The 23,178-nt window shown below is 72.1% G+C and carries 17 protein-coding genes; 12 read left to right on the top strand and 5 right to left on the bottom strand.

Going from position 1 to position 23,178, the window contains the following annotated elements; translation table 11 throughout:
* Positions 1–118 precede the first annotated feature (118 nt).
* A complete protein-coding gene (locus OG897_RS20110; RefSeq protein ID WP_266658583.1) occupies positions 119–2,338 on the bottom strand; it encodes a RecQ family ATP-dependent DNA helicase in 2,220 nt (739 codons plus the stop codon).
* Positions 2,339–2,510: 172 nt separating this feature from the next.
* Here OG897_RS20110 and OG897_RS20105 point away from each other — a divergent pair, with 172 nt between their 5' ends.
* From OG897_RS20105 to OG897_RS20075, 7 genes are all read left to right on the top strand, one after another.
* On the top strand, positions 2,511–3,860 hold the full coding sequence (locus OG897_RS20105) for a DUF4192 domain-containing protein (protein WP_266660341.1): 1,350 nt from the start codon (positions 2,511–2,513) through the stop codon (positions 3,858–3,860).
* Positions 3,861–4,114: 254 nt separating this feature from the next.
* Entirely contained in the window at positions 4,115–6,019 is a 1,905-nt protein-coding gene (locus OG897_RS20100; protein WP_266660339.1) for a glycogen debranching N-terminal domain-containing protein, read from the top strand.
* A 179-nt stretch (positions 6,020–6,198) separates the two neighbouring features.
* Positions 6,199–7,095 carry an NUDIX domain-containing protein gene (locus tag OG897_RS20095; RefSeq protein ID WP_266658582.1) on the top strand — a complete coding sequence of 299 codons (897 nt, stop codon included), beginning with the start codon at positions 6,199–6,201 and terminating at the stop codon, positions 7,093–7,095.
* Positions 7,096–7,252: 157 nt separating this feature from the next.
* Positions 7,253–9,058: an ATP-binding cassette domain-containing protein gene (locus OG897_RS20090; protein WP_266658581.1), complete on the top strand. Its 1,806-nt coding sequence runs from the start codon at positions 7,253–7,255 to the stop codon at positions 9,056–9,058.
* Between the two features lie 160 nt (positions 9,059–9,218).
* Positions 9,219–10,106: a FadR/GntR family transcriptional regulator gene (locus OG897_RS20085; protein WP_266658580.1), complete on the top strand. Its 888-nt coding sequence runs from the start codon at positions 9,219–9,221 to the stop codon at positions 10,104–10,106.
* Between the two features lie 380 nt (positions 10,107–10,486).
* Entirely contained in the window at positions 10,487–12,055 is a 1,569-nt protein-coding gene (locus OG897_RS20080; RefSeq protein ID WP_266658579.1) for an RNA polymerase sigma factor, read from the top strand.
* 192 nt (positions 12,056–12,247) lie between these two features.
* Entirely contained in the window at positions 12,248–13,078 is an 831-nt protein-coding gene (locus tag OG897_RS20075; protein ID WP_266658578.1) for a trypsin-like serine protease, read from the top strand.
* A gap of 390 nt (positions 13,079–13,468) precedes the next feature.
* On the opposite strand, the gene OG897_RS20070 is transcribed toward OG897_RS20075, so the two are convergent.
* On the bottom strand, positions 13,469–13,699 hold the full coding sequence (locus tag OG897_RS20070; RefSeq protein WP_266658577.1) for a hypothetical protein: 231 nt from the start codon (positions 13,697–13,699) through the stop codon (positions 13,469–13,471).
* A 450-nt stretch (positions 13,700–14,149) separates the two neighbouring features.
* Here OG897_RS20070 and OG897_RS20065 point away from each other — a divergent pair, with 450 nt between their 5' ends.
* The 5 genes from OG897_RS20065 (at position 14,150) to OG897_RS20045 (ending at position 20,493) form a co-directional block, all read left to right on the top strand.
* Complete coding sequence (locus OG897_RS20065) at positions 14,150–16,267, top strand: type IIA DNA topoisomerase subunit B (RefSeq protein WP_266658576.1); 2,118 nt, start codon at positions 14,150–14,152, stop codon at positions 16,265–16,267.
* A gap of 98 nt (positions 16,268–16,365) precedes the next feature.
* Entirely contained in the window at positions 16,366–17,559 is a 1,194-nt protein-coding gene (locus OG897_RS20060; RefSeq protein ID WP_266658575.1) for a sensor histidine kinase, read from the top strand.
* Positions 17,556–18,308 (top strand): response regulator transcription factor, encoded by a 753-nt coding sequence (locus OG897_RS20055; protein WP_266658574.1) that lies wholly within the window; start codon positions 17,556–17,558, stop codon positions 18,306–18,308. The genes OG897_RS20060 and OG897_RS20055 overlap by 4 nt, the downstream gene beginning before the upstream one ends.
* Positions 18,309–18,439: 131 nt before the next feature.
* Positions 18,440–18,898 (top strand): DUF485 domain-containing protein, encoded by a 459-nt coding sequence (locus tag OG897_RS20050; protein WP_266660337.1) that lies wholly within the window; start codon positions 18,440–18,442, stop codon positions 18,896–18,898.
* On the top strand, positions 18,895–20,493 hold the full coding sequence (locus OG897_RS20045; protein WP_266658573.1) for a cation acetate symporter: 1,599 nt from the start codon (positions 18,895–18,897) through the stop codon (positions 20,491–20,493). The genes OG897_RS20050 and OG897_RS20045 overlap by 4 nt, the downstream gene beginning before the upstream one ends.
* Here OG897_RS20045 and OG897_RS20040 read toward each other — a convergent pair.
* The 3 genes from OG897_RS20040 to OG897_RS20030 form a co-directional block, all read right to left on the bottom strand.
* Entirely contained in the window at positions 20,490–22,073 is a 1,584-nt protein-coding gene (locus OG897_RS20040; protein WP_266658572.1) for a sensor histidine kinase, read from the bottom strand. The genes OG897_RS20045 and OG897_RS20040 overlap by 4 nt on opposite strands.
* Positions 22,074–22,157: 84 nt before the next feature.
* Positions 22,158–22,391 (bottom strand): hypothetical protein, encoded by a 234-nt coding sequence (locus OG897_RS20035; protein WP_266658571.1) that lies wholly within the window; start codon positions 22,389–22,391, stop codon positions 22,158–22,160.
* A 123-nt stretch (positions 22,392–22,514) separates the two neighbouring features.
* A complete protein-coding gene (locus OG897_RS20030) occupies positions 22,515–23,012 on the bottom strand; it encodes a DUF6082 family protein (RefSeq protein WP_266658570.1) in 498 nt (165 codons plus the stop codon).
* Positions 23,013–23,178: the final 166 nt, after the last annotated feature.

Here is a 23,178-nt window from a genome sequence, read left to right as displayed (position 1 = left end):
CGCTTCCAATTCTTCCTGGCGCGAGGGGATGCGGCAACGAGCAATTGGGGCGGGCGGCCGGATTCTATGGATATGACACTGATATCCCTGCCCAATCCGGCCGCTCCCGACTCCTCGGTCACCCTTGAACGGCGAGGACCAGCGGAAACACCCCCTCCGCTCCGGACCGGCGCAGCATCCGGGCCGCCACCGCGAGGGTCCACCCAGTGTCGGACGCGTCGTCCACCAGTAGGACCGGGCCTCCGGCGTCCGCGAGGGCGTCCGCGAGCTCCGGCGGAACGGTCAGCGTCTGATGCAGCGAACGCACCCGCTGGGCGCTGTTGGCCTGCCCGAGCGGCGCTCCGGCGGACTCTGGGGCGTACTCCAGCGAACCGAGCAGAGGCATCCGCCCCACCTCCGCGATCCGGCTGCCCAGCGACCGTACGAGAGCTGGCCTGCGGTACGACGGGAGAGTGACCACACCCACCGGGCGCGGCGGTGCGCCCGCCTCCCCGGAGGCCCAGCCGCCGGAACCCTTCGCCCAGTCGGCGAGGACCGTCACCACCGCGTGCAGCACATCGTCCGGAACGGGGCCGTCCGGTGCCTGCGCGGCCAGCATCGGACGCAGCCGGTTGCCCCAGCCGATGTCCGAGAGCCGTCCCAACGCCCTTCCGGGGAAGGCGATTTCACCCTGCGGGATGCGCCCCTTGAGGTCGACGCCCACTGCGGGCAGTCCGGTCGGCCACATCTTGCGGGACTCCACCTCCACACCCGGGCGGCCCAGTTCGCCGCGCGCCGCGTCCAGGGCGGCGTCCGAGACCTCCGCCTCGAACCTGCCGCCCGCGCAGTTGTCGCACCGGCCGCACGGGGCGGCCTCCTCGTCGTCGAGCTGGCGGCGCAGGAACTCCATCCGGCAGTTCGTCGTCGCCGCGTACTCGCGCATCGCCTGCTGCTCGGACTGGCGCTGCTTCGCGACCCACGCGTACCGCTCCGCGTCGTACACCCAGGGTTGGCCCGTGGAGATCCAACCGCCCTTGGTGCGGTGCACCGCACCGTCCACGTCGAGGACCTTGAGCATCGCCTCAAGCCGGGTGCGCCGCAGGTCCACCATGGGCTCCAGGGCGGGCAGCGACAGCGGCCTGGCGGACTGCGCGAGGGCGTCCAGCGTGCGCCGCACGAGCTCCTCGGGAGGGAAGGAGACCGAAGCGAAGTACTTCCAGATCGCCTCGTCCTCCTTGCCCGGCAGCAGCAAGACCTCCGCGTGCTCCACGCCACGGCCCGCGCGCCCCACCTGCTGGTAGTACGCGATCGGGGACGAAGGAGAGCCCAGGTGCACCACGAACCCGAGGTCCGGCTTGTCGAAGCCCATGCCCAGCGCGGACGTGGCGACCAGCGCCTTGACCCGGTTGGCGAGCAGATCCTCCTCGGCCTGCATCCGGTCGGCGTTCTCCGTGCGTCCGGTGTAGGAGGAGACCGTGTGTCCCCGATGGTGCAGGTACGCCGTGACCTCCTCGGCGGCGGCGACGGTCAGCGTGTAGATGATCCCGGAGCCCGGCAGCTCGTGGAGGTGGTCCGCCAGCCAGGCCAACCGGCTCGCCGCGTCCGGGAGTTGGAGCACGGCCAGGCTCAGGCTCTCCCGGTCCAGCGGGCCGCGCAGTACCAGTGCGTCCGTGCCCGCCCCCGTACCGAGCTGCTCGGCGACGTCGGCGGTCACCCGGGAGTTGGCGGTGGCGGTGGTGGCCAGCACGGGCACGCCCGAGGGCAGTTCGGCGAGCATGGTGCGCAGCCGCCGGTAGTCGGGGCGGAAGTCGTGGCCCCAGTCGGAGATGCAGTGCGCCTCGTCGACCACGAGGAGCCCGGTGGCGGCGGACAGCTTGGGTAGTACGTGGTCCCGGAAATCGGGGTTGTTGAGGCGTTCGGGACTGACGAGCAGCACGTCCACCGTGCCCTCGGCGATCTCGGCCTGGACCGTGTCCCACTCCTCGGGGTTGGAGGAGTTGATCGTGCGGGCCCGGACGCCCGCGCGGGCTGCGGCGTCGACCTGGTTGCGCATCAACGCGAGCAGCGGGGAGACGATCACGGTCGGCCCGCTGTCCCGCGCGCGTAGCAGCGACGTCGCCACGAAGTACACCGCGGACTTGCCCCAGCCGGTCCGCTGCACCACCAGCGCCCTGCGCTTGTCCGCGACGAGCGCCTCGATGGCCCGCCACTGGTCCTCGCGCAGCCGTGCCGTGCCGCTCGGGTCCCCGACGAGGCGGGCGAGTACGGAATCGGCGGAGGCCCGCAGATCGGCGCGGTCCGCGGGGTCGGAGGAGGCCGCAGGGGCGGGGGAGGAGGTGGGGGCGTCTGGGTGGGTCATGCCCCCATGCAACCCGATGGCACCGACAATGCGCGAACGCGTCGCCAGGGCCTGTGGACAAAGTTATCCACAGGGGTTTCGGAGTACGGGTCGGACGTCGGAAAGTAGCGGCATGAACACGAACAGTGACGCAAGCGGTAATCGCGATCTCACCCACGGCTCCCCCGCGGACATGTCGGCGGGCGTGGCCAACGCCTCCCCCTCCAACGCCTCCGCCGAACCGGGCGAGGAGCAGCAGGTCACGCTCCGCGGCCCCGCCCAACTCGCCGACTCCCTCCCGTACTTGCTGGGGTTCCATCCCACCGACTCCGTGGTCCTCGTGGCGCTGCACGGGCCCCGGGGCCGGTTCGGTGGACGGCTCAGGGTCGGCATCCCGAAGTCCCCCCAGGAATGGGCCCCGGTCGCCACCCACCTCGCCGAATGCCTGACGGCCAACAGCGAACGGCACGGCAGCCGTCCCGAAGGCGTCGTCGTCTTCCTCTGCCAGGACCCGGGGGAGGGACAGACCGGCCGACAGGTGATGGAACGGCTGCGTGCCTTCGCCCAGCGGCTGCGCACCGCCTGCGGAACCCTGGAGGTGCCCGTCCTCGAAGCCCTCTGCATCTCGGACGGCCGCTTCTGGTCGTACTGCTGCCCCGACCGGCGCTGCTGTCCGCCCGAGGGAACGGGCCTTGCCCTGCCCGGCACGTCGGTAATGGCCGCTGCCGCCGCGTACGCGGGAATCCAGGTGCGGGGGACGCTGCGGGAGATGGAGGCCAGGTACGCACCCGGCGCGACGACGCCCGAGAGCGTGCGAGCGACGGTCCGGGCCCTCGACGACGCGGGCAGCGCGGTGATGCCCCGCATCCTCGCGGAGACGGGCCGCGAAGAGGTCGGCAGGCAGACGCTCACCCTGGCCAGGACCCTCGTCCGCCGCCTGGGGCGGACCGCTCCGCCCCGCAGCTCCTGGCTGGACGCCGACAGCGCCGACGACGCCCTGGTCAGTGACGAGGAAGCGGCCGCCGTTCTCGTCGGCCTCCAGGACCGGGAGACCCGTGACCTGGTGGCGGAGTGGATGGAGGGACCGGAAGCGGCCCCCGCGCTGAGGCTGTGGCGGCTGCTCTGCCGACGGTGCACGGGCCCGTACCGCACCTATGCGGCCCCGCCGCTCACTCTCGCGGGCTGGGTCGCCTGGTCCACAGGCGACGAACCGGAAGCCAGGGTGGCGCTCGGCCTGGCCCTCGGGGTCGACGAGCACTACACCTTCGCCCAACTCCTCCACCAGGCATGCAACCAGGGGCTCGATCCGGAGCAGTTGCGCGCCTGCCTGCGCCGGGAGCGCAAGGGGCGGTCCCGGCGGACCGGCGCGTCAGCGGGCTCCGGACGTGCCGTACGGCCCGCCGGATCCGGTACGGAAGCCACCGCGCGGGGAGCGGGGCGACCGGTGCCCCGGTCTCCGAAGGGGGCCCGGAGCGGGACCGCCGGGGCCGGGCGTCGGGAGGCGCCGCACCGCACGCGGCGCGGCACGCGGAGCGGGCGATGAAGGGCTGGTGCCCGGTCGGCCGTGACCCCGCCGCCCGCCGCGCCGTTCACCTGAGTGGCGGCACCGCTTTCACCGCGTCGCCACATCCGACGCCACCCTCCGGAGCGCAGAGAAGGCACCGCATGGCCCTCACCGTCCCGCCGTCCTCCGCAGCCCGCGGCACGCCCCCGGCGCCCCGGCGCACCCCACAGGGCTCCGCCCCGGGCGGTGCCCCCGGAGGCGGTGCGCCCGCCGTGCTGCCCGCCGCACACGCGATGATCGTCTGCGTGGACCTGCCCTCCCTGGCGCTCTCCGCCGACCACGGGCAGCTCACCGGACACGGGCTCGACGGCTTCTACCAGTCGGGCCGAAGGCTGCTCTCCCGCTGCGTGCTGCGGGTGGCGGGCCGCGAACCGGTGGCCGTCCAGGGCCGGTCGGTCGCCGCGGACCGGGCCAGGTTCGTGGCCGTCGTCCGTACGCAGGGAGACGGCGGTCCCGACCCGGGGATCATGGTGGAGCGGGTCAGGACCGCCGACGGCTCCGAGCGGATCACCCTGCGCAGCTCCGCGCCCCGACCGCTCAGGGTCCCGGTCGAGATCACCCTCGCCACCGACCTCGCCGACCTGGGGGCCATCGGAGCGGGCCGCCCCGGCCCCGAACTGCCCGCCAGCGTCCACGACTCCGGCCTGCGCTGGACGGCGGGCACCGTCCACTCCGTGGTGACCGCCGACCCGCCTCCCGGCGACGCCCTCGCCTCGGCCGGGCTGCTGCGCTGGGAGATGGAACTGCCGCCGGGCGGTTCCCGCACGGTGGAACTGCGGGTGAGGTCCGAAAGGGCCGTGCGCTCCGCCGGGAAGACCGGCGGCTGCCCCCTCCCCGAGGTGAGCGCGGAGGGCGACGACCCCCGGGTGCGGGAACTGCTGCGGACCGGCGTCGACGACCTCAGGTCCCTCCTGATGCGCGACCCCGCCCACCCGTCCGACGTCTACCCGGCGGCGGGCGTCCCCTGGCGCTGCGGGCTCGCTCCGGCGGAAGCGCTCTGGGCGGTCCGCATGGCGCTCCCGCTCGGCACCCGGCTCGCCGCGGCGACGCTGCGCACGCTCGCCCGCACCCAGGCGGGCGGCAACGGCCGCATCCCCGGCCCGTTCCGCGACGCCGGACCGCACCTGCCTCCCGGGTGCACCGGCGTCGAGGCCACGCTCGCCTTCCCCGTGGTGCTCGCCGAGGCCCGGCGCTGGGGGATGCCCGAGCAGGACCTCGCGGAGCTGCTGCCCGCCGCGGAACGCTGCCTCGACTGGCTGCGGACCGTCGTGGGGGACGACGTGTACCTCCGCGACCCGGGACCCCTCGGCCTGCGGCGCGCCGAGACCCAGGCGCACGCACACCGGGCGGCACTGCTCGGCGCGGACCTGCTGGAGTCCTGCGGGCGGCCCGGAGCCGCCCACTGGCGGGACTGGGCCACGGCGCTGCGCCGTGCCTTCCGCGAGGACTTCTGGATCGAGGACCGGGCCGGCGGCCGCCCGCCCGCCGCCCTGGCCCCGGACGGCCGGGCCGTCCCGTACCTCGGCAGCGGCACCGCGCACCTCCTGGACACCGGCCTGCTGGGCGCGGGACGTTCGGCCCCAGGACTGCTCGACAAGGTGCAGACCGAGCAGCTGGCCCGGCTGCTCGGCAGTCCGTCCATGGACTCGGGCTGGGGGCTGCGGGGCCTCGGCGCCAAGGAGGTCGGGCACAACCCGTTCGGCCACCGCAGCGGCGCGGTCCGGGTGCACGAGACGGCGGTCGCCGTCTCCGGACTGGCCGCCGCCGGGTACGAGAGGGAAGCGGGCTCGCTGCTGCGCGGACTGCTCGACGCGGCGCAGGTCTTCGGGTACCGGCTCCCGGAGATGTACGCGGGGGAACAGCGCACCGCCGACAGCTCGCCCCTGCCGCACCCGGCGGCGTGCCGTCCGGCGGCGGTGTCGGCCGCCGCCGCGGTCCACCTGCTCGCCACCGTCGTGGGCATCCGTCCCGACGCCCCCGCCGGAACCGTCCGGCTGGCCGCCCTCAGCAGTGCGCCGCTGGGAGCCCTCCAGCTCTCGGGGCTGCGGGTCGCGGGCGAGCCCTTCGCCGCCAGGGTCAGCAGGCTCGGCCTCGGCATGGTCGAGGAGGCCGCCGACGGACTCCAGCTCGGAGTGTGACCGTGACCGGGGAGAGGACCGTGACAGGCGAACGGATCATGACTGACGAGGCGTCCCTGACCGGCGAACGGATCATGACCGGCGAGACGACCGTGACGGGCGAACGGATCATGACAGGCGATGTGACCTTGACCGGCGAAGGGACTGTTTATCGTCAGGCAGACGACTATGATCGCCGCATGTCCCCCTACGATCCGTCGGCCTTCCCGCCCTTCGCCGTCACCGTGGATCTGGCCGTGCTCACCGTGCGCCGACACGCGCTCTGTGCCCTGGTCGTCCGCCGGGGGGAGCCGCCGTTCCAGGGGCGGTGGGCGCTGCCCGGCGGTTTCGTCAGGGAGGACGAGGACCTCGCGACAGCTGCGGCCCGCGAGCTGGTCGAGGAGACCGGGCTGATCGCCCTGTCCACTCCGACGGCCCCCTCCGCGCCCTCGGTGCACGCCGCGTCAGGGGTGTCGGCCGGGCCCTCCCGCCCCGCCTCGACCGCACCTCCGGCCTCCGTCGCTCCGCACGGCGCCCCCGGACAGTCGGCCAAGGAATCCCCGGCCACCGCCCTCGGCAAGGGGGCCCATCTGGAACAGCTCGCCACTTACGGAGATCCCGCGCGAGACCCCCGGATGCGGGTCGTGAGCGTCGCCCACCTCGCGCTCGCCCCCGACCTCCCCGCCCCCCGGGCGGGCGGTGACGCCAACAGCGCCCGGTGGGCATCGGTGGAAGCCCTGCTCGGCCGCGAGGACGTGTTCGGCAGGGACGAGGAGCAGACGGTTCCGCTCGCCTTCGACCATGCGCAGATCCTCGCCGACGGCGTCGAGCGGGCCCGCTCGAAGATCGAGTACTCCTCGCTCGCCACCGCCTTCTGCCCCCCGGAGTTCACGGTCGGCGAGCTGCGCAGGGTGTACGAGGCGGTGTGGGGGGTGGCGCTCGACCCGCGCAACTTCCACCGCAAGGTGACCGGCACCCCGGGCTTCCTCGTCCCCTCGGGCGGCACGACGACCCGTCAGGGCGGTCGCCCCGCACAGCTGTTCAGGGCGGGCGGCGCGACCGTGCTCAATCCGCCGATGCTGCGTCCCGAAGTCTGAGGTTTCCGCGTCCCGAGGCCCGATGCCGCCTGGGCTTCCGCGAAAAGCCCTAAATGTCGCGTTATGTTGCTGCGGTACCCGCCTCAGCCGCCGAGCGTTCCCTCCACCGCGGGGAGCCGAGGACGTCGCGGGAGACGCACGAGACGCGAGGGAAGCGATGCTCCAGGCCATCGGACTCACCAGCACGCCCCGCCGGGGCCGTCCGCCCGCCGTGGACGACCTGACCTTCGAGGCCCGGCCCGGCTCCGTCACCGCCCTGCTCGGCGCCCCCGGCTCGGGGAAGACCACCGCGCTGCGCCTCATGCTCGGCCTCGAACAGGGCCGTGGTGTCACCTACTTCCGGGGCCGGCCCCTGCACCGCGTCGCCCATCCGGCCCGCGAAGTGGGCGCCCTGCTCGGCGACGTTCCCGGCAACCCCTCGCGCACCGCCCGCGGTCAGCTCCGCATGCTGTGCGCCGCCGCCGGAGTACCCGCCTCGCGCGCCGACTCCCTCCTCGACGTCGTCGGCCTCACCGAACTCGCCGGGCAGCGCCTCGGCAGCCTCTCCCTCGGCATGGACCGCCGCCTCGGCCTCGCCTCCGCGCTCCTCGCCGACCCGCACACCCTCCTCCTCGACGAGCCCGCCGCAGGACTCTCCCCCCGCGACAGCAGCTGGCTCTTCGGACTCCTGCGCGCACACGCCGCCCACGGCGGCACCGTCCTCTACGCCACCGACGACTCCAAGGAGGCCGCCCGCACCGCCGACCGCGTCGTCACCCTGGACGAGGGCCGCCTCGTCGCGGACCAGGCGGTGGCCGACTTCGCCCGCACCCGCCTGCGCCCCCGCGTCGCCGTCCGCACCCCACAGGCCGTCCGGCTCGGCGCCCTCCTGAACAAGGAGGCCCGGGTGGCGCGGCGCTCCGTGGAAGTGGTCCCCGAGGAGGGCAACCGCCTCTCCGTGTACGGCAGTACCTGCGCCGAGGTCGGCGACACCGCCTTCCGGCACGGCGTACTCCTCCATCAACTGGCCGACGAGATCGGTGACATGGGGCCCCGTAACATTCCCGCACCCGACCCGGCAGCTCCCGCCGCACCGACCCCTGACTCCTCATCAGCCTCCACAGTTACGGAGACCTCTGGCGCCCCGTCGGCCCCCACGCCCGCACGGAACCCGGAGGCCGTACCCGCACTTCCCACCCCCCTGCGCCCCCTCCGCAGTCCGCTGCGCCCCCTGCGCTACGAACTCCGCCGCACCTTCAGCACCCGCAGCACCACCCTCGTCACCGTCGCCGCCCTCGCCGTCTCCGCCGCCCTGGCCCTCCTCCTCGTACACACCGGAGGCACACCCCTGCCGACCGCGCTGGCCGCGTGGCCCGCGTTGCTGCCCCTGCCGCCCGCGGCCTTCGCGGCGGGACTGCTCGGCGCGCTCTCCTTCGGTGACGAGTTCCGCTACCCGGCGCTCGCCGCCTCGCGCGGCACCTCGCCCCGCCGCCTGGGCCTGCTCCTCGCCAAACTCGCCGTCTCCGCGGGCCTCGCCCTCCTCCTCGCCGTACTGACGATCGCGGTCAATCTGCTCCTGCTCCGTCTCCTGTACGGCGCCGAGCCGACCGCTCTTCCCCCGGGTCTGCCCGCCAGAGCCGCGAGTTGGGCCGCGCTGTGCGTCGGCTGTGCCTGGGCCGGACTGCTGGGCGCGGGGGTCTTCCGGGTCGCCGCGGCGGGGTTGGCCGCCGTGCTCGCGGTGCCGGTCGTCGTCGCCCCCGCCGTGCAGCACCTGCTCACCGGCCCGGCAGCGCGTTCGATGGTCGGACTCCCGGGCAGGCTGCGGGAGCTGATCTGGATCGGGATTCCGGCCGAGGCGGACCAGTTGCTGCTGGCCACGATGCGGCTCCTCGCCCAACCCGTCGGCGCGGCCCTGGCGTTGTCGCTCCCTGTGCTCCTGTGCACGTATCTGCTCACCGGCCTTCGCCGCAAGGCCCGTTGGTGACCGCATCCTGACGATGAGGCGTCACATCGCCCGCAACTCCCCCTAGGACGCCCATTTCTTTCCGATAAGGCGTCAATTGGAGAGGGGGCGGTGATCACCCTTTCGTGTGCTTTTCACCAAAGACCTCAAGGGGCAGGAGCCGTACGCCGACAACTCATCCGTGAGTACCCTTGCGCACACCATGATGACCGCCGCCCGTTCCGTCGACTCAGGTCTCGCCGGTCCCGGCGACCTCGACCGCTACCCCTACGCGGAGGTGTCCGGCGCCGATCGCGTCGGTCCCCTCGGCTGGGACAGTCCCGAATCCGACCTCGGCCGGGTCGGTCGCCGCGCGGCGGGCAACCGTGGCCGCGGGCTGCACGGCCAACTCGTCCAGCAGCTCGGCCAGATGATCGTTTCCGGCGACCTCGGTGCCGACCGCCCGCTCGTGCCGGAGGAGATCGGCCAGCGGTTCGAGGTGTCCCGCACCGTTGTCCGCGAGTCGCTCCGCGTCCTGGAGGCCAAGGGTCTGGTCAGTGCGCGCCCCAATGTGGGCACCAGGGTCCGACCGGTCAGCGACTGGAACCTGCTCGACCCCGACATCATCGAATGGCGTGCCTTCGGCCCCCAGCGCGACGACCAGCGGCGCGAACTCGCGGAACTGCGCTGGACGATCGAGCCGCTCGCGGCCAGGCTCGCCGCCGGGCACGGGCGCGACGACGTGCAGCAGCGCATCGGCGACATGGTGGAGATCATGGGGCACGCCCTCGCCCAGGGCGACTCCCTCACCTTCTCCAGGGCCGATGCCGAATTCCACTCCCTGCTCATCCAGCTCGCCGGCAACCGCATGCTGGAGCACCTCTCCGGCATCGTCTCCTCGGCCCTTCAGGTGTCCGGCGGGCCGATCTTCGGCTGCGACCGCCCCACCGATGTCTCCCTCTCCCACCACGCCCGGATCGCCGACGCGCTCGCGGCGGGCGACGGTTCCGGGGCCGAGGCCGCGATGCGCCAACTCCTCACCGTCCACCCGGAGGTGGAGCGCGTCGTTCCGGCTCCGCGCGAGCACTGACGCGACCCCGCCCCGGCCGCTCCTTCTCCGTACCGCAGACAGCACTTCACCTGCCGCGCCGTGCGCGGCCGCACTTCCCACCGTGTCGCCGGACCCCTCGGGTTCGGCGACACGGTTGTGGGCACCCGCCCCCTGTGCGGGCGTTCACCGCGCCCGCCTGTGACTCGGGCCACCAAGATTGAGGCGTAACACTCCGTCGGATCCCGCGATGACCTAAGAGGTGACAGCCGAGGAGGGAATGCGGAGGCCGCTCGCGGCATCGCAGACGGTTCCCGGTTCTCGCCCGGTCCGCCGGTGCGTCTCCCCAGCCGGTGGTCGTCGGCTCAGGCCCTTCAGCGGGCGGGGCCGGACGCCATTTCCATCGTTCCGAGAGGTTGTTCGTGTCGGCCAGCACATCCCGTACGCTCCCGCCGGAGATCGCCGAGTCCGAGTCTGTGTTGGCGCTCATCGAGCGGGGAAAGGCTGATGGGCAGATCGCCGGCGACGACGTGCGTCGGGCATTCGAGGCTGACCGGATTCCGCCGACCCAGTGGAAGAACGTCCTGCGCAGCCTCAACCAGATCCTTGAGGAAGAGGGTGTGATGCTGATGGTCACTGCCGCGGAGCCGCCGAAGCGCGCCCGCAAGAGCGTTGCGGCGAAGAGCCCGGTGCAGAAGAGCCCGGTCCAGCGGACCGTGCCCCGGACCTTCGCGGCAAGTGCCGCCGCCCCCAAGACAGTTGCCGCCGCCGCGCCCGTCGCGGACTCCGTCGACGTCGTCGTCGACGAGGCCGCCGCCCCGGCCGGGAAGGCCGCCGCGAAGAAGACGACGGCCAAGAAGGCCACGGCGAAGAAGACCACCACCAAGAAGACCGCGGCGAGGAAGTCCACGGCCAAGAAGGACGAGTCCGCGGACGGCGACGAGCCGGCCGAGGAGACCCGGGCCAAGGCGGGCGACGACGAGGAGAGCGCTGAGGGCGGCGAGAGCGGCGAGTCGAAGGGGTTCGTGCTCTCCGACGACGACGAGGACGACGCCCCCGCGCAGCAGGTCGCGGTCGCCGGTGCCACCGCCGACCCGGTCAAGGACTACCTCAAGCAGATCGGCAAGGTCCCCCTCCTCAACGCGGAGCAGGAGGTCGAGCTCGCCAAGCGCATCGAGGCGGGCCTGTTCGCCGAGGACAAGCTCGCCAACTCCGACAAGCTCGCCCCCAAGCTCAAGCGCGAGCTGGAGATCATCGCCCAGGACGGGGGGCGCGCCAAGAACCACCTCCTGGAGGCCAACCTCCGTCTGGTCGTCTCCCTCGCCAAGCGCTACACGGGCCGCGGCATGCTGTTCCTGGACCTCATCCAGGAGGGCAACCTCGGTCTGATCCGCGCCGTCGAGAAGTTCGACTACACCAAGGGCTACAAGTTCTCGACGTACGCGACGTGGTGGATCCGCCAGGCGATCACCCGCGCGATGGCCGACCAGGCGCGCACCATCCGCATCCCGGTGCACATGGTCGAGGTCATCAACAAGCTGGCCCGCGTCCAGCGCCAGATGCTCCAGGACCTGGGCCGCGAGCCCACCCCGGAGGAGCTGGCCAAGGAACTCGACATGACCCCCGAGAAGGTCGTCGAGGTCCAGAAGTACGGCCGCGAGCCGATCTCGCTGCACACGCCGCTGGGCGAGGACGGCGACAGCGAGTTCGGCGACCTCATCGAGGACTCGGAGGCCGTGGTCCCGGCCGACGCGGTGAGCTTCACGCTCCTCCAGGAGCAGCTCCACTCGGTCCTCGACACCCTGTCCGAGCGCGAGGCCGGTGTCGTGTCCATGCGCTTCGGCCTCACCGACGGCCAGCCGAAGACCCTCGACGAGATCGGCAAGGTCTACGGCGTGACGCGTGAGCGCATCCGCCAGATCGAGTCCAAGACGATGTCCAAGCTGCGCCATCCCTCGCGCTCGCAGGTGCTGCGCGACTACCTGGACTGACGTGCGAAGACCGCCTCCGGGCCCGGGTCCCTCGCGTGCGTTCGCGTACGGGGTCCGGGCCCGCTGCACGTCCGGGTGCGGGCCGTGCGCGGGGGCGGGGGGATCGCCTCGGGCAGGCGGCGCGAGGGTGCGGGGCGTTCTGGGCTGGATGACTCTGGGTGTGCGGAGTTCACCCCTGAGTCAGGAGGACGTATGCGTCGACCCAGCACCAGATCGCTGACGGGGGCCCTCGCCCTGACCGCTGCCATGGCCGGGCTGCCCCTCGCGGCGCCCGGAACGGCAGCCGCCGACGGCGTGGTCATAGGGGGCCAGACCGTGAAGGCGGCGGACAGCCCGTGGGCGGTGGCGGTGGCCAGCCGTGACCGATTCGGAGGTACGCGGGCGGGACAGTTCTGCGGGGGAGTGGTGGTGGCGCCGACCAAGGTCGTGACCGCGGCGCACTGCCTGGGCCGGGACGTGCTCGGCGTACCGCTGAACGAGGTGCCGGACCTGAAGGTCATCGCGGGGCGCGGGGAGCTGCGCGGGTCCGGCGGGCGGGAGGTCGCCGTGCAGAAGGTATGGGTGAACCCCTCGTACGACCCGGTGTCGAACTCCGGGGACGTGGCCGTGCTCACCCTGGCGGCGGCACTGCCCGATGCGTACGTGATCCGGCTGGCCACGGCGGACGGCGGCCTGACCGATCCGGGGACGGGGGCCACGGTCTACGGCTGGGGCGACACCACGGGGGGCGGGGCGTACGCGACGTCGCTGCGGGCCACACGGGTGCGGGTGCTGCCCGACGCGGCGTGCGTACGGGCGTATCCCGGCAATCTCGACGGAACGTATCTTCCGGCCACGATGCTGTGTGCGGGGGATCCGGAGGGGGGTCACGACGCCTGTCAGGGCGACAGCGGGGGGCCGCTGGTGGCGCGGGGGCGGCTGATCGGGCTCGTGTCGTGGGGGAGTGGGTGTGGGCAGGCGGAGAGCCCTGGGGTGTACACGCGGGTGTCGGCGCTGGAGGGGGCGCTGGGAGGGCAGGTCTGAGGGGCCGAGGGGCTGAGGGCTCGTGCGGTGGTGCTCAGGGGGCCGATCGGGTCCGAAAGGGTCCCGGTGGGCGGGGTGGGGCTGAACGGGCGGTGGTGGGGCGTGTGGGCCCCTTGGCGGGGCTTGCAAGGTGCGGGCGGCGCCGGGGTGGGGCGGGGGTGCTCCGGGGTGGGCCCGGAGCGAGAGGGGCCGCCCCCTTGCCCGCCCGTTCCGCCTCCGCCGCCCAAGGAGGCTAGGCGAGCGGCCATGCCGCCCAAGGGGGCGAGGGAAGCGAGGGGGGCGGGGGTGTTCGGGTGCGAGAACGGGCGGTGTTCCCCGCACACCCGGGGGACACCGCCCGTCGACCGGTCTGGCTCCGGTCCTCGGCTCGTCGTGGACGCTCTCAGGGCGTCAGCGTTCGTCGTCCTCTGTGGACGCAGGCGTGACCGTCAGCCGGTCCGTCTCATCCTGTATTTCCGCGGCGATCTTCTTGAGCTCGGGCTCGAACTTGCGACCGTGGTGGGCGCAGAAGAGCAGTTCGCCGCCGCTGGCCAGGAGAACGCGCAGATATGCCTGGGCGCCGCAGCGGTCGCATCGGTCAGCGGCCGTCAGGGGGCTCGCGGGGGTCAGAACAGTAGTCACGTCGCCTCTTCTCTAGCTCGACGAGCTGTCGTACCAGGGTCAACATCCAACCAGGCCGAAAACGTTCCCGCTCGTGGCTTTTCCTTGAAACTTCTTCCGAAGGTCTTCCGGAGTGGTTGTCTGTTGCCGGTTGGCGGCGAATGAGCCGTATTGCGTCGCTTTACGGTTTCGCGTTGCTGGCTTGTCTTGGTGGGGCGTCCCGCCGGCTGGATTGCCGGGTTGTTCATGAGGACGTGCCCGGAGCCTAAATGGTTCATGCCCGGAAGGGAACGTGACATGTGCTTCACTCCATCGAGGGATCGAACATGTGTACGCCCCTGGACTAGCATGAGTTTTCCCGAGGGTGGCGTTACACCCGCTCTACCAGGCCCCGTTACCCTCTGAGCGGCGAACGACGCCGACCCCGTACCCCATCGGGGCCCATTTGAAATTCAGCGAGGAGCGAACCGCGTGACCGCCGATACGACCGTCCCGTCCACCGCACTGCTGAGCGGCGCGGACCGTGACGGTTCCAATTACACCGCGCGGCACCTGCTCGTCCTCGAAGGTCTTGAGGCGGTCCGCAAGCGTCCCGGCATGTACATCGGGTCCACCGACAGCCGCGGCCTGATGCACTGCCTCTGGGAGATCATCGACAACTCCGTCGACGAGGCCCTCGGCGGCCACTGCGACCGCATCGAGGTGATCCTCCACCAGGACGGCTCCGTCGAGGTCCAGGACAACGGCCGGGGCATCCCGGTCGACGTCGAGCCCAAGACGGGCCTGTCCGGCGTCGAGGTCGTGCTGACCAAGCTGCACGCGGGCGGCAAGTTCGGCGGCGGCTCGTACGCCGCCTCCGGCGGTCTGCACGGCGTGGGCGCCTCCGTGGTGAACGCGCTCTCCGCCCGACTCGACGTCGAGGTCGACCGCAGCGTCACGCACTCGATCAGCTTCCGCCGGGGCGTCCCCGGCATCTTCACCGAGTCGGGCCCCGACGCCCCCTTCGACCCGGGTAACGGGCTCCGCAAGGGCAAGCGGGTCCCCAAGGGCCGCACCGGTACCCGCGTGCGCTACTGGGCGGACCGCCAGATCTTCCTCAAGGACGCCAAGCTCTCCCTGGACACGCTCTACCAGCGCGCCCGGCAGACGGCCTTCCTGGTGCCGGGACTGACCATCGTCGTCCGCGACGAGCGGGACCTGGAAGGTGTCGGCAAGAGCGAAGAGACGTTCCGCTTCGACGGCGGCATCAGCGAGTTCTGCGAGTACCTCGCGCAGGACAAGGCGATCTGCGACGTCATGCGGCTCAGCGGGACGGGAACCTTCAAGGAGACCGTCCCGGTCCTGGACGACCGCGGCCACATGACGCCCACCGAGGTCACCCGCGAACTGGCCGTGGACATCGCGCTGCGCTGGGGCACCGGGTACGACACCACGGTCAAGTCCTTCGTGAACATCATCGCCACCCCCAAGGGCGGCACCCACGTCTCCGGCTTCGAGCGCTCCCTCACCAAGACGGTGAACGAGACGCTCCGCTCCGCCAAGCTGCTGCGCGTCGCCGAGGACGACGTCGTCAAGGACGACGCCATGGAGGGCCTCACCGCGGTCGTGACCGTACGGCTCGCGGAGCCGCAGTTCGAGGGTCAGACCAAGGAAGTGCTGGGCACCTCCGCCGCCAACCGCATCGTCGCCAACGTGGTCGCCAAGGAGCTCAAGGGCTTCCTGACCTCCACCAAGCGCGACGCCAAGGCGCAGGCCCGCTCGGTGCTGGACAAGATCGTCGCCGCCGCGCGGACCCGCATCGCGGCCCGCCAGCACAAGGACGCCCAGCGCCGGAAGACGGCCCTGGAGTCCTCCTCGCTGCCCGCGAAGCTGGCGGACTGCCGCAGCGACGACGTGGAGCGCAGCGAGCTCTTCATCGTCGAGGGGGACTCCGCGCTCGGTACGGCCAAGCTGGCGCGGAACTCCGAGTTCCAGGCGCTCCTGCCGATCCGGGGCAAGATCCTCAACGTTCAGAAGGCGTCCGTCTCGGACATGCTGAAGAACGCCGAGTGCGGCGCGATCATCCAGGTCATAGGAGCGGGGTCCGGCCGGACCTTCGACATCGACGCCGCGCGCTACGGCAAGATCGTGCTCCTCGTCGACGCCGACGTCGACGGCGCGCACATCCGCATCCTGCTGCTGACGCTGTTCCAGCGGTACATGCGTCCGATGGTGGAGGCGGGGCGCGTGTTCGCGGCGGTTCCGCCGCTGCACCGGATCGAGCTGGTCCAGCCCAAGAAGGGCCAGGACAAGTACGTCTACACGTACTCGGACAACGAGCTGCGGCAGACGCTGCTGGAGTTCCAGCGCAAGAACGTCCGGTACAAGGACGACATCCAGCGCTACAAGGGCCTCGGCGAGATGGACGCCGACCAGCTCGCGGAGACCACGCTCGACCCCAGGTACCGCACGCTGCGCCGGATCAACATCGGGGACCTGGAGTCGGCCGAGGGCGTCTTCGACCTGCTCATGGGCAACGAGGTCGCGCCGCGCAAGGAGTTCATCACCAGCGCGGCGGCGACGCTGGACAGGTCGCGGATCGACGCCTGATCCGCACGGTCGCTGCCGCTGTGTCAACCCGTGGGTGGAGCGCGAAGCTCCACCCACGCTCCGATTCGCGGGGGCGTCCGGCTCCGTAACGTCGGAGCATGGACACGCAGACGACGCCGTCGAGCGGCGGATTCACCGCCTGGCCCTCCGAGGAGGCCATGTCGCGGATCGGAGTGCCCCGGATGCGGATGGCCATCGACCTGACCATGTGGCTGGGCATCGGCGGCTGGCTCCTCTGGGAGGCGTACGGGGCCGACGTCTTCGACGGGGTCGCCGTCGTGGTGCCGCCGCTCGCGCTGGCCGCGGTCACCGGGGCCGCCGAACTGTACGACCGGCTGACCCTGCGGCACCGGCTGCCGGCCTCGCTCGGGGTGCTCGGGGGCGTCGCGCTGCTGGCCGTGGGGGCGCACGCGGTGGGCGCGACCATGGCGGGGGGCATCCTGCTGGTGGTCTGCGTGGTGCAGGCGATGGTGCGGCTGCCGCTGGCGGTCGCGGTTCCGGTGGGGGCCGCGCTGGTGACCACGCTCGGGCTGCTGGGGCGGGTCAGCCTCCGCGAGGGGGCGATCGTGAGCTTCATCGTCCTGGTCACCGGGTACATGCTGCGGCTGGACGCGCAGGCCCGGGGCTCCGGATTCCTGCAGCTGCGGCAGGAGAGGGCCGTCCGCGCCGCCGAGGCCGAGTCCGCCGCACTCGCCGAACGGGCCCGTATCGCCCGGGAGATGCACGACGTCCTCGCGCACAGCCTCTCCGCCCAGATGGTCCACCTGGAGGCGGCCCGCCTGCTCGTCGAGAGGGAGCCCGAGGGACCGTTCAGGGACGGGGTGCTGGAACGGGTAGTCGACGCCCGCAGGATGGCCCGCGAGGGGCTCGCGGAGGCCCGTCAGGCGCTCTCGGCGCTGCGCGGCGACTCGGCCCCCGTCGAGGAGTACCTGCGGGAGCTGGCGGCCATGGACCCGGCAGACGTACGGGCCGAGGTGCGGGTCACGGGGGAGCCCCGGAAGCTTGCCGCGGACGCCTCCCAGGCGCTGCGCAGGGTGGCCCAGGAGGCCCTGACCAACGTACGCAAGCACGCGCCGGGGGCCGCGACGCGGATCGTGCTCGACTACCGGCCGGGTGAAGTGGCCCTGGAGGTACGGGACTCGGGCCGGCCGGACGCGCAGGGCGAGCTGGCGGGGACCGGCGGCGGGTACGGTCTGGTGGGGATGAGGGAGCGGGCGCAATCGTTCGGGGGCACGCTGGAAGCGGGGCCCGAGGGGAAGGGGTTCGTGGTGCGGCTGCGGATGCCGGTGTGAGCGGGTACGGAGTCGGCGGGGCCCCTGACGGCGCAGGCGCGGTCCGGGTGCTGGTCGTCGACGACCAGGCGATGGTGCGCGAGGGGATCGTGCTGCTGCTGGGGCTGCTGCCCGGCATCGAGGTGGTCGGATCGGCGCGGGACGGCGAGGAGGCCGTCGAGCTGGTCGGCCGGTACGGTCCTGACGTGGTGCTGATGGACCTGCGGATGCCCCGCTGCGACGGGGTGGAGGCGACCCGGCGCATCCGGGCTGGGCATCCCGCCACGCAGGTGGTCGTGCTGACGACGTACGCCGACGACGACTGGCTCTTCCCCGCGCTGCGGGCGGGCGCGCGCGGCTACCTCACCAAGGACGCGGACGGCGAGGAGATCCTCCGGGCGGTGCGGGACGTGATGTCCGGGCAGGCGGGGCTCTCGGCCGGGGTGCAGCGCAGGCTCCTGGAGCAGGTCACCGCTCCCCCCTCCCTGATGTACGGGGCGGCCGGAGGCCCGGGTCCCGTCGAACTGCCGGACGGGCTCACGCCCCGCGAGGCCGAGGTGCTGGAGCTGATCGCGGAGGGGCTGCCCAACGCGGAGATCGCGCGGGCCCTGCGGATCGGGCCCGCCACGGTGAAGACGCACATCAACAACCTCTTCGCGAAGACCGGCGTGCGGGACCGCGCGCAGGCCGTCCGCTACGCCTACCGGCAGGGCCTCGCCAGGCCGCCCCGTACGGAACCCACGGACCCGCCGGGAGCAGACGTCACCTAATGGGGTGAAGAGAGGGGATTGCCGATCCGAGGATCTCTCCGGTCTGCCCATCCTGGGGCGCGCGGACCAGTCCGGCCGCGGACAAGGAGAGTTGTTCGGTGGAGAAGCACGAAGGGCGCGACGCCGCAGCGATGCGGTTCGACGATCCGTGGTACGACGCGCTCGCCTCCGGCTGGGGGGAACTCGACGGCGCGGGAGCCGGGTCGCCCGCCGTGCCGCACCAGAGCGCCGCCCCGGAACACGGTCCCAGCGCCGCCGAGATCTACCTCGAAGTGCAGCGCAGCCCCGCCTTCCAGCAGGTGCGCAGCCGCTACCGGCGGTTCGTCGTCCCCGCGACCCTCGCCTTCCTCGCCTGGTACGTCGCGTACGTCGTCGCCGCCACCGCCGCACCCGCCCTGATGGCCCGGCCGGTGGCGGGGGCGGTCAACGTGGCGATGGTCGCGGGCCTCGGCCAGTTCCTCTCCACCTTCCTGTTGACCTGGGCGTACGCCCGGCACGCCCGGCTCCGCAGGGACCGGGCCGCGCTCGAACTGCGCTGGGACACCCAGGAGTTGACCAGGCTGACCGAGACGGGAGGGGCCAGCAGGTGAATCACGGCCACGAGACCCTGGCACTGCTCCTGTTCAGCGCCTTCGTCGCGACGACGCTCGCCATCACCACGTGGGTGAGCCGCAACCGGCACGGCTCGGCCGAGGAGTTCTACGTCGGCGGACGCCTCTTCAGCCCCATGGAGAACGGTTTCGCCATCGCGGGCGACTACATGTCCGCCGCGTCCTTCCTCGGCATCTCCGGCCTCATCGCCCTGTACGGCTACGACGGGATGCTCTACTCCGTCGGGTTCCTGGTGGCCTGGCTCGTCGTGCTGTTCCTGGTGGCGGAACTGGTGCGCAACTGCGGCCGGTTCACCCTCGCCGACGTCGTCGCCTCGCGGATGCGCGAGCGGCCCGTGCGGATCGCGGCGGGGACGTCCTCGGTGACGGTGTCCGTGCTGTACCTGGTGGCGCAGATGGTGGGGGCCGGATCCCTGGTGGGGCTGCTGCTCGGCGGGAGCAGCGGGGCGGCGCAGACCTGGACGGTCGTCGGAGTCGGTGCGCTGATGGTCATCTACGTGACCCTGGGCGGGATGCGGGCCACCACCTGGATCCAGATCGTCAAGGCGGTCCTGCTGATGGCGGGGGCGCTGACCCTGACGGTCCTGGTCCTGGTGCGCTTCGGGGGCGACTTCAACCAGCTGCTGACCACCGCCGCCGCGCGCAGCGGGCACGGTCTCGACTTCCTCGCGCCCGGGCTCAAGTACGGCGGCGACTGGACCGCGCGCCTCGACTTCATCAGCCTCGGACTCGCCCTCGTGCTCGGCACGGCGGGGCTGCCGCACATCCTGTCCCGCTTCTACACCGTGCCCACGGCGCGGGCCGCGCGCCGTTCGGTGATCTGGTCGATCGGGCTGATCGGCAGCTTCTACCTGATGACGATCGTCCTCGGCTTCGGCGCGGCGGCCCTGCTCGGCTCCGACACGGTGCGGGCGTCGAACGCGGCGGGCAACACGGCGGTTCCGCTGCTGGCCCATGAGGTGGGCGGGGGCGCGGGTTCCACAGGAGGAACGGTTCTCTTCGCGGTCGTCGCCGCAGTCGCCTTCGCGACGATCCTCGCCGTCGTCGCCGGAATCACCCTGGCCTCCTCGGCCTCCGTCGCCCACGACCTGTACGCGTCGCTGCGCAGCAGGAGCAAGCGGGGCAAGCCGTACAGCGAGGTGGCGGTGGCGAGGGTCGCGGCCGGAGGGATCGGCGTGGTGGCGATCGCGCTGGGGCTGCTGGCCAAGGACCTGAACGTGGCGTTCCTGGTGGGTCTTGCGTTCGCGGTGGCGGCTTCGGCGAATCTGCCGGTACTGCTGTTCTCGCTGTTCTGGAGGGGGTTCACGACACGGGGGGCGGTGTGGGCGGTGTACGGGGGGCTCGGGCCTGCGGTGCTGCTGGTGATCGTTTCGCCGGTGGTCTCGGGGAGTCCGGAATCGCTGTTCCCCGGGGCCGACTTTCAGTACTTCCCGTTGCAGAACCCGGGGTTGGTGTCGATTCCGCTGGGGTTCCTGGCGGGGTGGCTGGGGACGGTGATGTCCGGCGACGAACCGGACGAGGCGAGGCACGCGGAGACGGAGGTGCGGGCCCTGACGGGGGCGGGGGCGGCTTAGGGGCCGGACAGGGCTTCTGGGAGGACGACCGTGAACTCGGCGCCGCCGCCCGGGGCTTGGGTGACTCGGGCGCTGCCGCCGTGCCGTTCGGCGAGGCGTCGTACGAGGGCCAGGCCCAGGCCCCGTCTGCCGTGGGACGGGGGTTCCTTCGTCGTCCAGCCTTCCGTGAAGATCGACTCGCGGTGGGCGGGCGGCACCCCGGGGCCGCTGTCCGTGACGCGGAGGACCACCTCCCGGCCGCGGGCGTACAGCGCCACCTCCACGAACGCGTCGGGCGAACCGGCCGCCGCGTCCAGTGCGTTGTCCACCAGGTTGCCGACCACCGTGACCAGTCCGCGCGGGTCGATCAGACGGTCGGGCAGCATCGTCTCCGCCGCCGGGCGCAGCACCACAGCGCGCTCCGCCGCGACCGTCGACTTGCCGACCAGCAGGGCCGCGAGGAGCGGGTCGTGGACGCGTTCGGTGAACTCCTCGGCCGTCGCCCGGTGTACTCCCGCCACCTCCGTCACGAACTCCATCGCCTCCTCGTGCATGCCGAGTTCCAGGAGGCCCAGGAGGGTGTGCATCCGGTTGGCGTGCTCGTGGTCCTGGGCGCGCAGGGCGTCGATCAGGCCCCGGGTGGAGTCCAGTTCGCGGCCCAGCTGCTCCAGTTCGGTGCGGTCGCGCAGGGTGGCCACGGCGCCGCCGTCGTCGGTGGGCATGCGGTTGGCGACCAGCACTCGGGGGCCCCGTACGGTCAGCAGGTCTTCGCCTGACACCCGTCCCGCGAGGACGTCCGCCGTGCGGCCCTCGCCCAGGACCTCGTCCAGCGGGCGGCCCGCCGCCTCGTCGCCGATGCCCAGGAGGCGACGCGCCTCGTCGTTGACCAGCCGCACCCGGCCCGCCGGGTCCAGGGCCACGACGCCCTCGCGGATGCCGTGCAGCATGGCCTCGCGCTCCGCGAGCAGGGCGGCGATGTCCGAGAAGGCCAGGTCGTGCACCTGGCGCTGGAGCCTGCGCGAGATGAGGTAGGCGGCCAGGGCGCCGATGGCGAGTGCTCCGCCCGCGTACGCCAGCAGGCCGGGGATCGCGGCGAGGAGGCGGGCGCGGACGCTGTCGTACTCGATGCCGACGGAGACCGCGCCGACGATGCGGCCGGTCCCGTCGTGCAGGGGAACCTTGCCGCGCGCGGAGGGGCCGAGGGTGCCGCTGTCGATCTCCATGACCTCGCGTCCCGCCAGGGCGTCGCTGGGGTTGGTGGAGACGACCCGGCCGATGCGGTCGGTGGCGGTGTGCGACCAGCGGACGCCCCGCCGGTCCATGATCACGACGTACTCGGCCCCGGTCGACCGCCTGATCCGCTCGGCCTCCGCCTGCACGGGGCCACCCGGCGCGGCGGGGGAGTCGAGCAGGGTCCGTGCGACGTGGGGGGACGCGGTGGTCTGGGCGATGGCCAGCGCCCGCCGCATCGCCTGGTCGTCGAGCTGCGCGCCGAGGGGGGCGAGGAAGAGGCCGGTGGCGAGGACGGTGATGCCGGTGGCGATCGCCAGTTGCAGCAGGAGGAACTGGGAGACGACGCGCTGGGGCCAGGAGATGCGCATGGGTACGCACCGTAGACGTACGGGGACGCGGGCCGTGCGGCGCGTCCGGTACGGAGGTGCGGCGGCCTCCGTACCGGACGGGAGCTACGCGTCCGGGATGTCGGCCTTCGCCCTGATCAGGGTTTCGCGGGTGATGACGACGATCCGCTCGTAGTCGGCACGGCCTGCGTCGGACGGCAGGGCCCCGTCGAGAGTGTCCGTGAGATCGGTGCCGATGACGGCGAAATTCCCGTCGTTCAGCTCGAAGATGTCCGGACAGGTCTGGCCTGACATGCTCCCGCGTTCGCGAGGAGATGCGCCGATCCTGCGTTTGATCATTGACGGGGCCCATTCCTGTAGGGAGTAAATTCCCCACCGTGCATGCCCATGCAGATTCCGCTCTGTGGGCTGCCGTCGTCAATTCTGTCTGAAGGTCCACTATTTCGAGCGAAATTTATTCGCTCAGGTGACCCACCATCGATCACGTTCCTCACTCGCGCGAGCGACGACGGTGTCCACCATCGCGGCGAGGGTCCGCTCCTGGGACGTGGCGGGCAGGGCCTCCCTGTGGTGCCGGGTGGCGTCCCAGTAGTCCCGGAAGATCGCGCTCTGGGAGATCCCCCGGAGGTGCGCGAGCGTCTCGGAGGTGTCGATGGTGCCGAGGCGGTACGCGTGCAGCAGGTTGCCGTAGAGCGCGTTGGCGAGGAGGAACTGGCGTTGCCTGCCGGTGGGGATCTCCTCGTCGTACGTATCGAGTACGGCAGCCAGTTCCGGATCGTCCATCGCCTTGCAGAGCAAGTCGAATTGGAGCCGGTGCTTGTCCGCGAGTTCGATACGGCGTTGCATATATCTGCGTTGCGCGAGTTGTGCGAGAAATGCCGCGCATGCTGCGGCTGACGTCGCGGCGTAGGCGATTCCGGTTACCGGCACCCTGTGCCGGCGGCATCCGTGCGCGATCATGACCTGCCCCACCCCCGAACTCCGGCTTCCAGGGTGGCGGGTGGTCCCGGCCAGTGGGAGGCGGAGAGACGGCGCACAGAAGGAACGATTCCTCGAACAAAAGCACGCCATATCGAATGTGTGCCCGGTGTGCGCCGCCGACAACCGCTCGCCGCCCGGCAGGCCG

Source organism: Streptomyces sp. NBC_00237 (assembly GCF_026342435.1).
In the GTDB taxonomy this organism is placed as follows: Bacteria; Actinomycetota; Actinomycetes; order Streptomycetales; family Streptomycetaceae; genus Streptomyces.
Note: the sequence above shows the minus strand (reverse complement) of the source record. Positions and strands in the feature narration are given on the sequence as shown.

Coding starts and splice junctions, on each gene's coding strand:
- OG897_RS20050 (WP_266660337.1), top strand. CDS start 18,440: ATGCGGTTCGACGATCCGTGGTACGACGCGCTCGCCTCCGGCTGGGGG.
- OG897_RS20110 (WP_266658583.1), bottom strand. CDS start 2,338: ATGACCCACCCAGACGCCCCCACCTCCTCCCCCGCCCCTGCGGCCTCC.
- OG897_RS20090 (WP_266658581.1), top strand. CDS start 7,253: ATGCTCCAGGCCATCGGACTCACCAGCACGCCCCGCCGGGGCCGTCCG.
- OG897_RS20060 (WP_266658575.1), top strand. CDS start 16,366: ATGGACACGCAGACGACGCCGTCGAGCGGCGGATTCACCGCCTGGCCC.
- OG897_RS20035 (WP_266658571.1), bottom strand. CDS start 22,391: ATGATCAAACGCAGGATCGGCGCATCTCCTCGCGAACGCGGGAGCATG.
- OG897_RS20040 (WP_266658572.1), bottom strand. CDS start 22,073: ATGCGCATCTCCTGGCCCCAGCGCGTCGTCTCCCAGTTCCTCCTGCTG.
- OG897_RS20075 (WP_266658578.1), top strand. CDS start 12,248: ATGCGTCGACCCAGCACCAGATCGCTGACGGGGGCCCTCGCCCTGACC.
- OG897_RS20030 (WP_266658570.1), bottom strand. CDS start 23,012: ATGATCGCGCACGGATGCCGCCGGCACAGGGTGCCGGTAACCGGAATC.
- OG897_RS20095 (WP_266658582.1), top strand. CDS start 6,199: ATGTCCCCCTACGATCCGTCGGCCTTCCCGCCCTTCGCCGTCACCGTG.
- OG897_RS20105 (WP_266660341.1), top strand. CDS start 2,511: ATGTCGGCGGGCGTGGCCAACGCCTCCCCCTCCAACGCCTCCGCCGAA.
- OG897_RS20100 (WP_266660339.1), top strand. CDS start 4,115: ATGATCGTCTGCGTGGACCTGCCCTCCCTGGCGCTCTCCGCCGACCAC.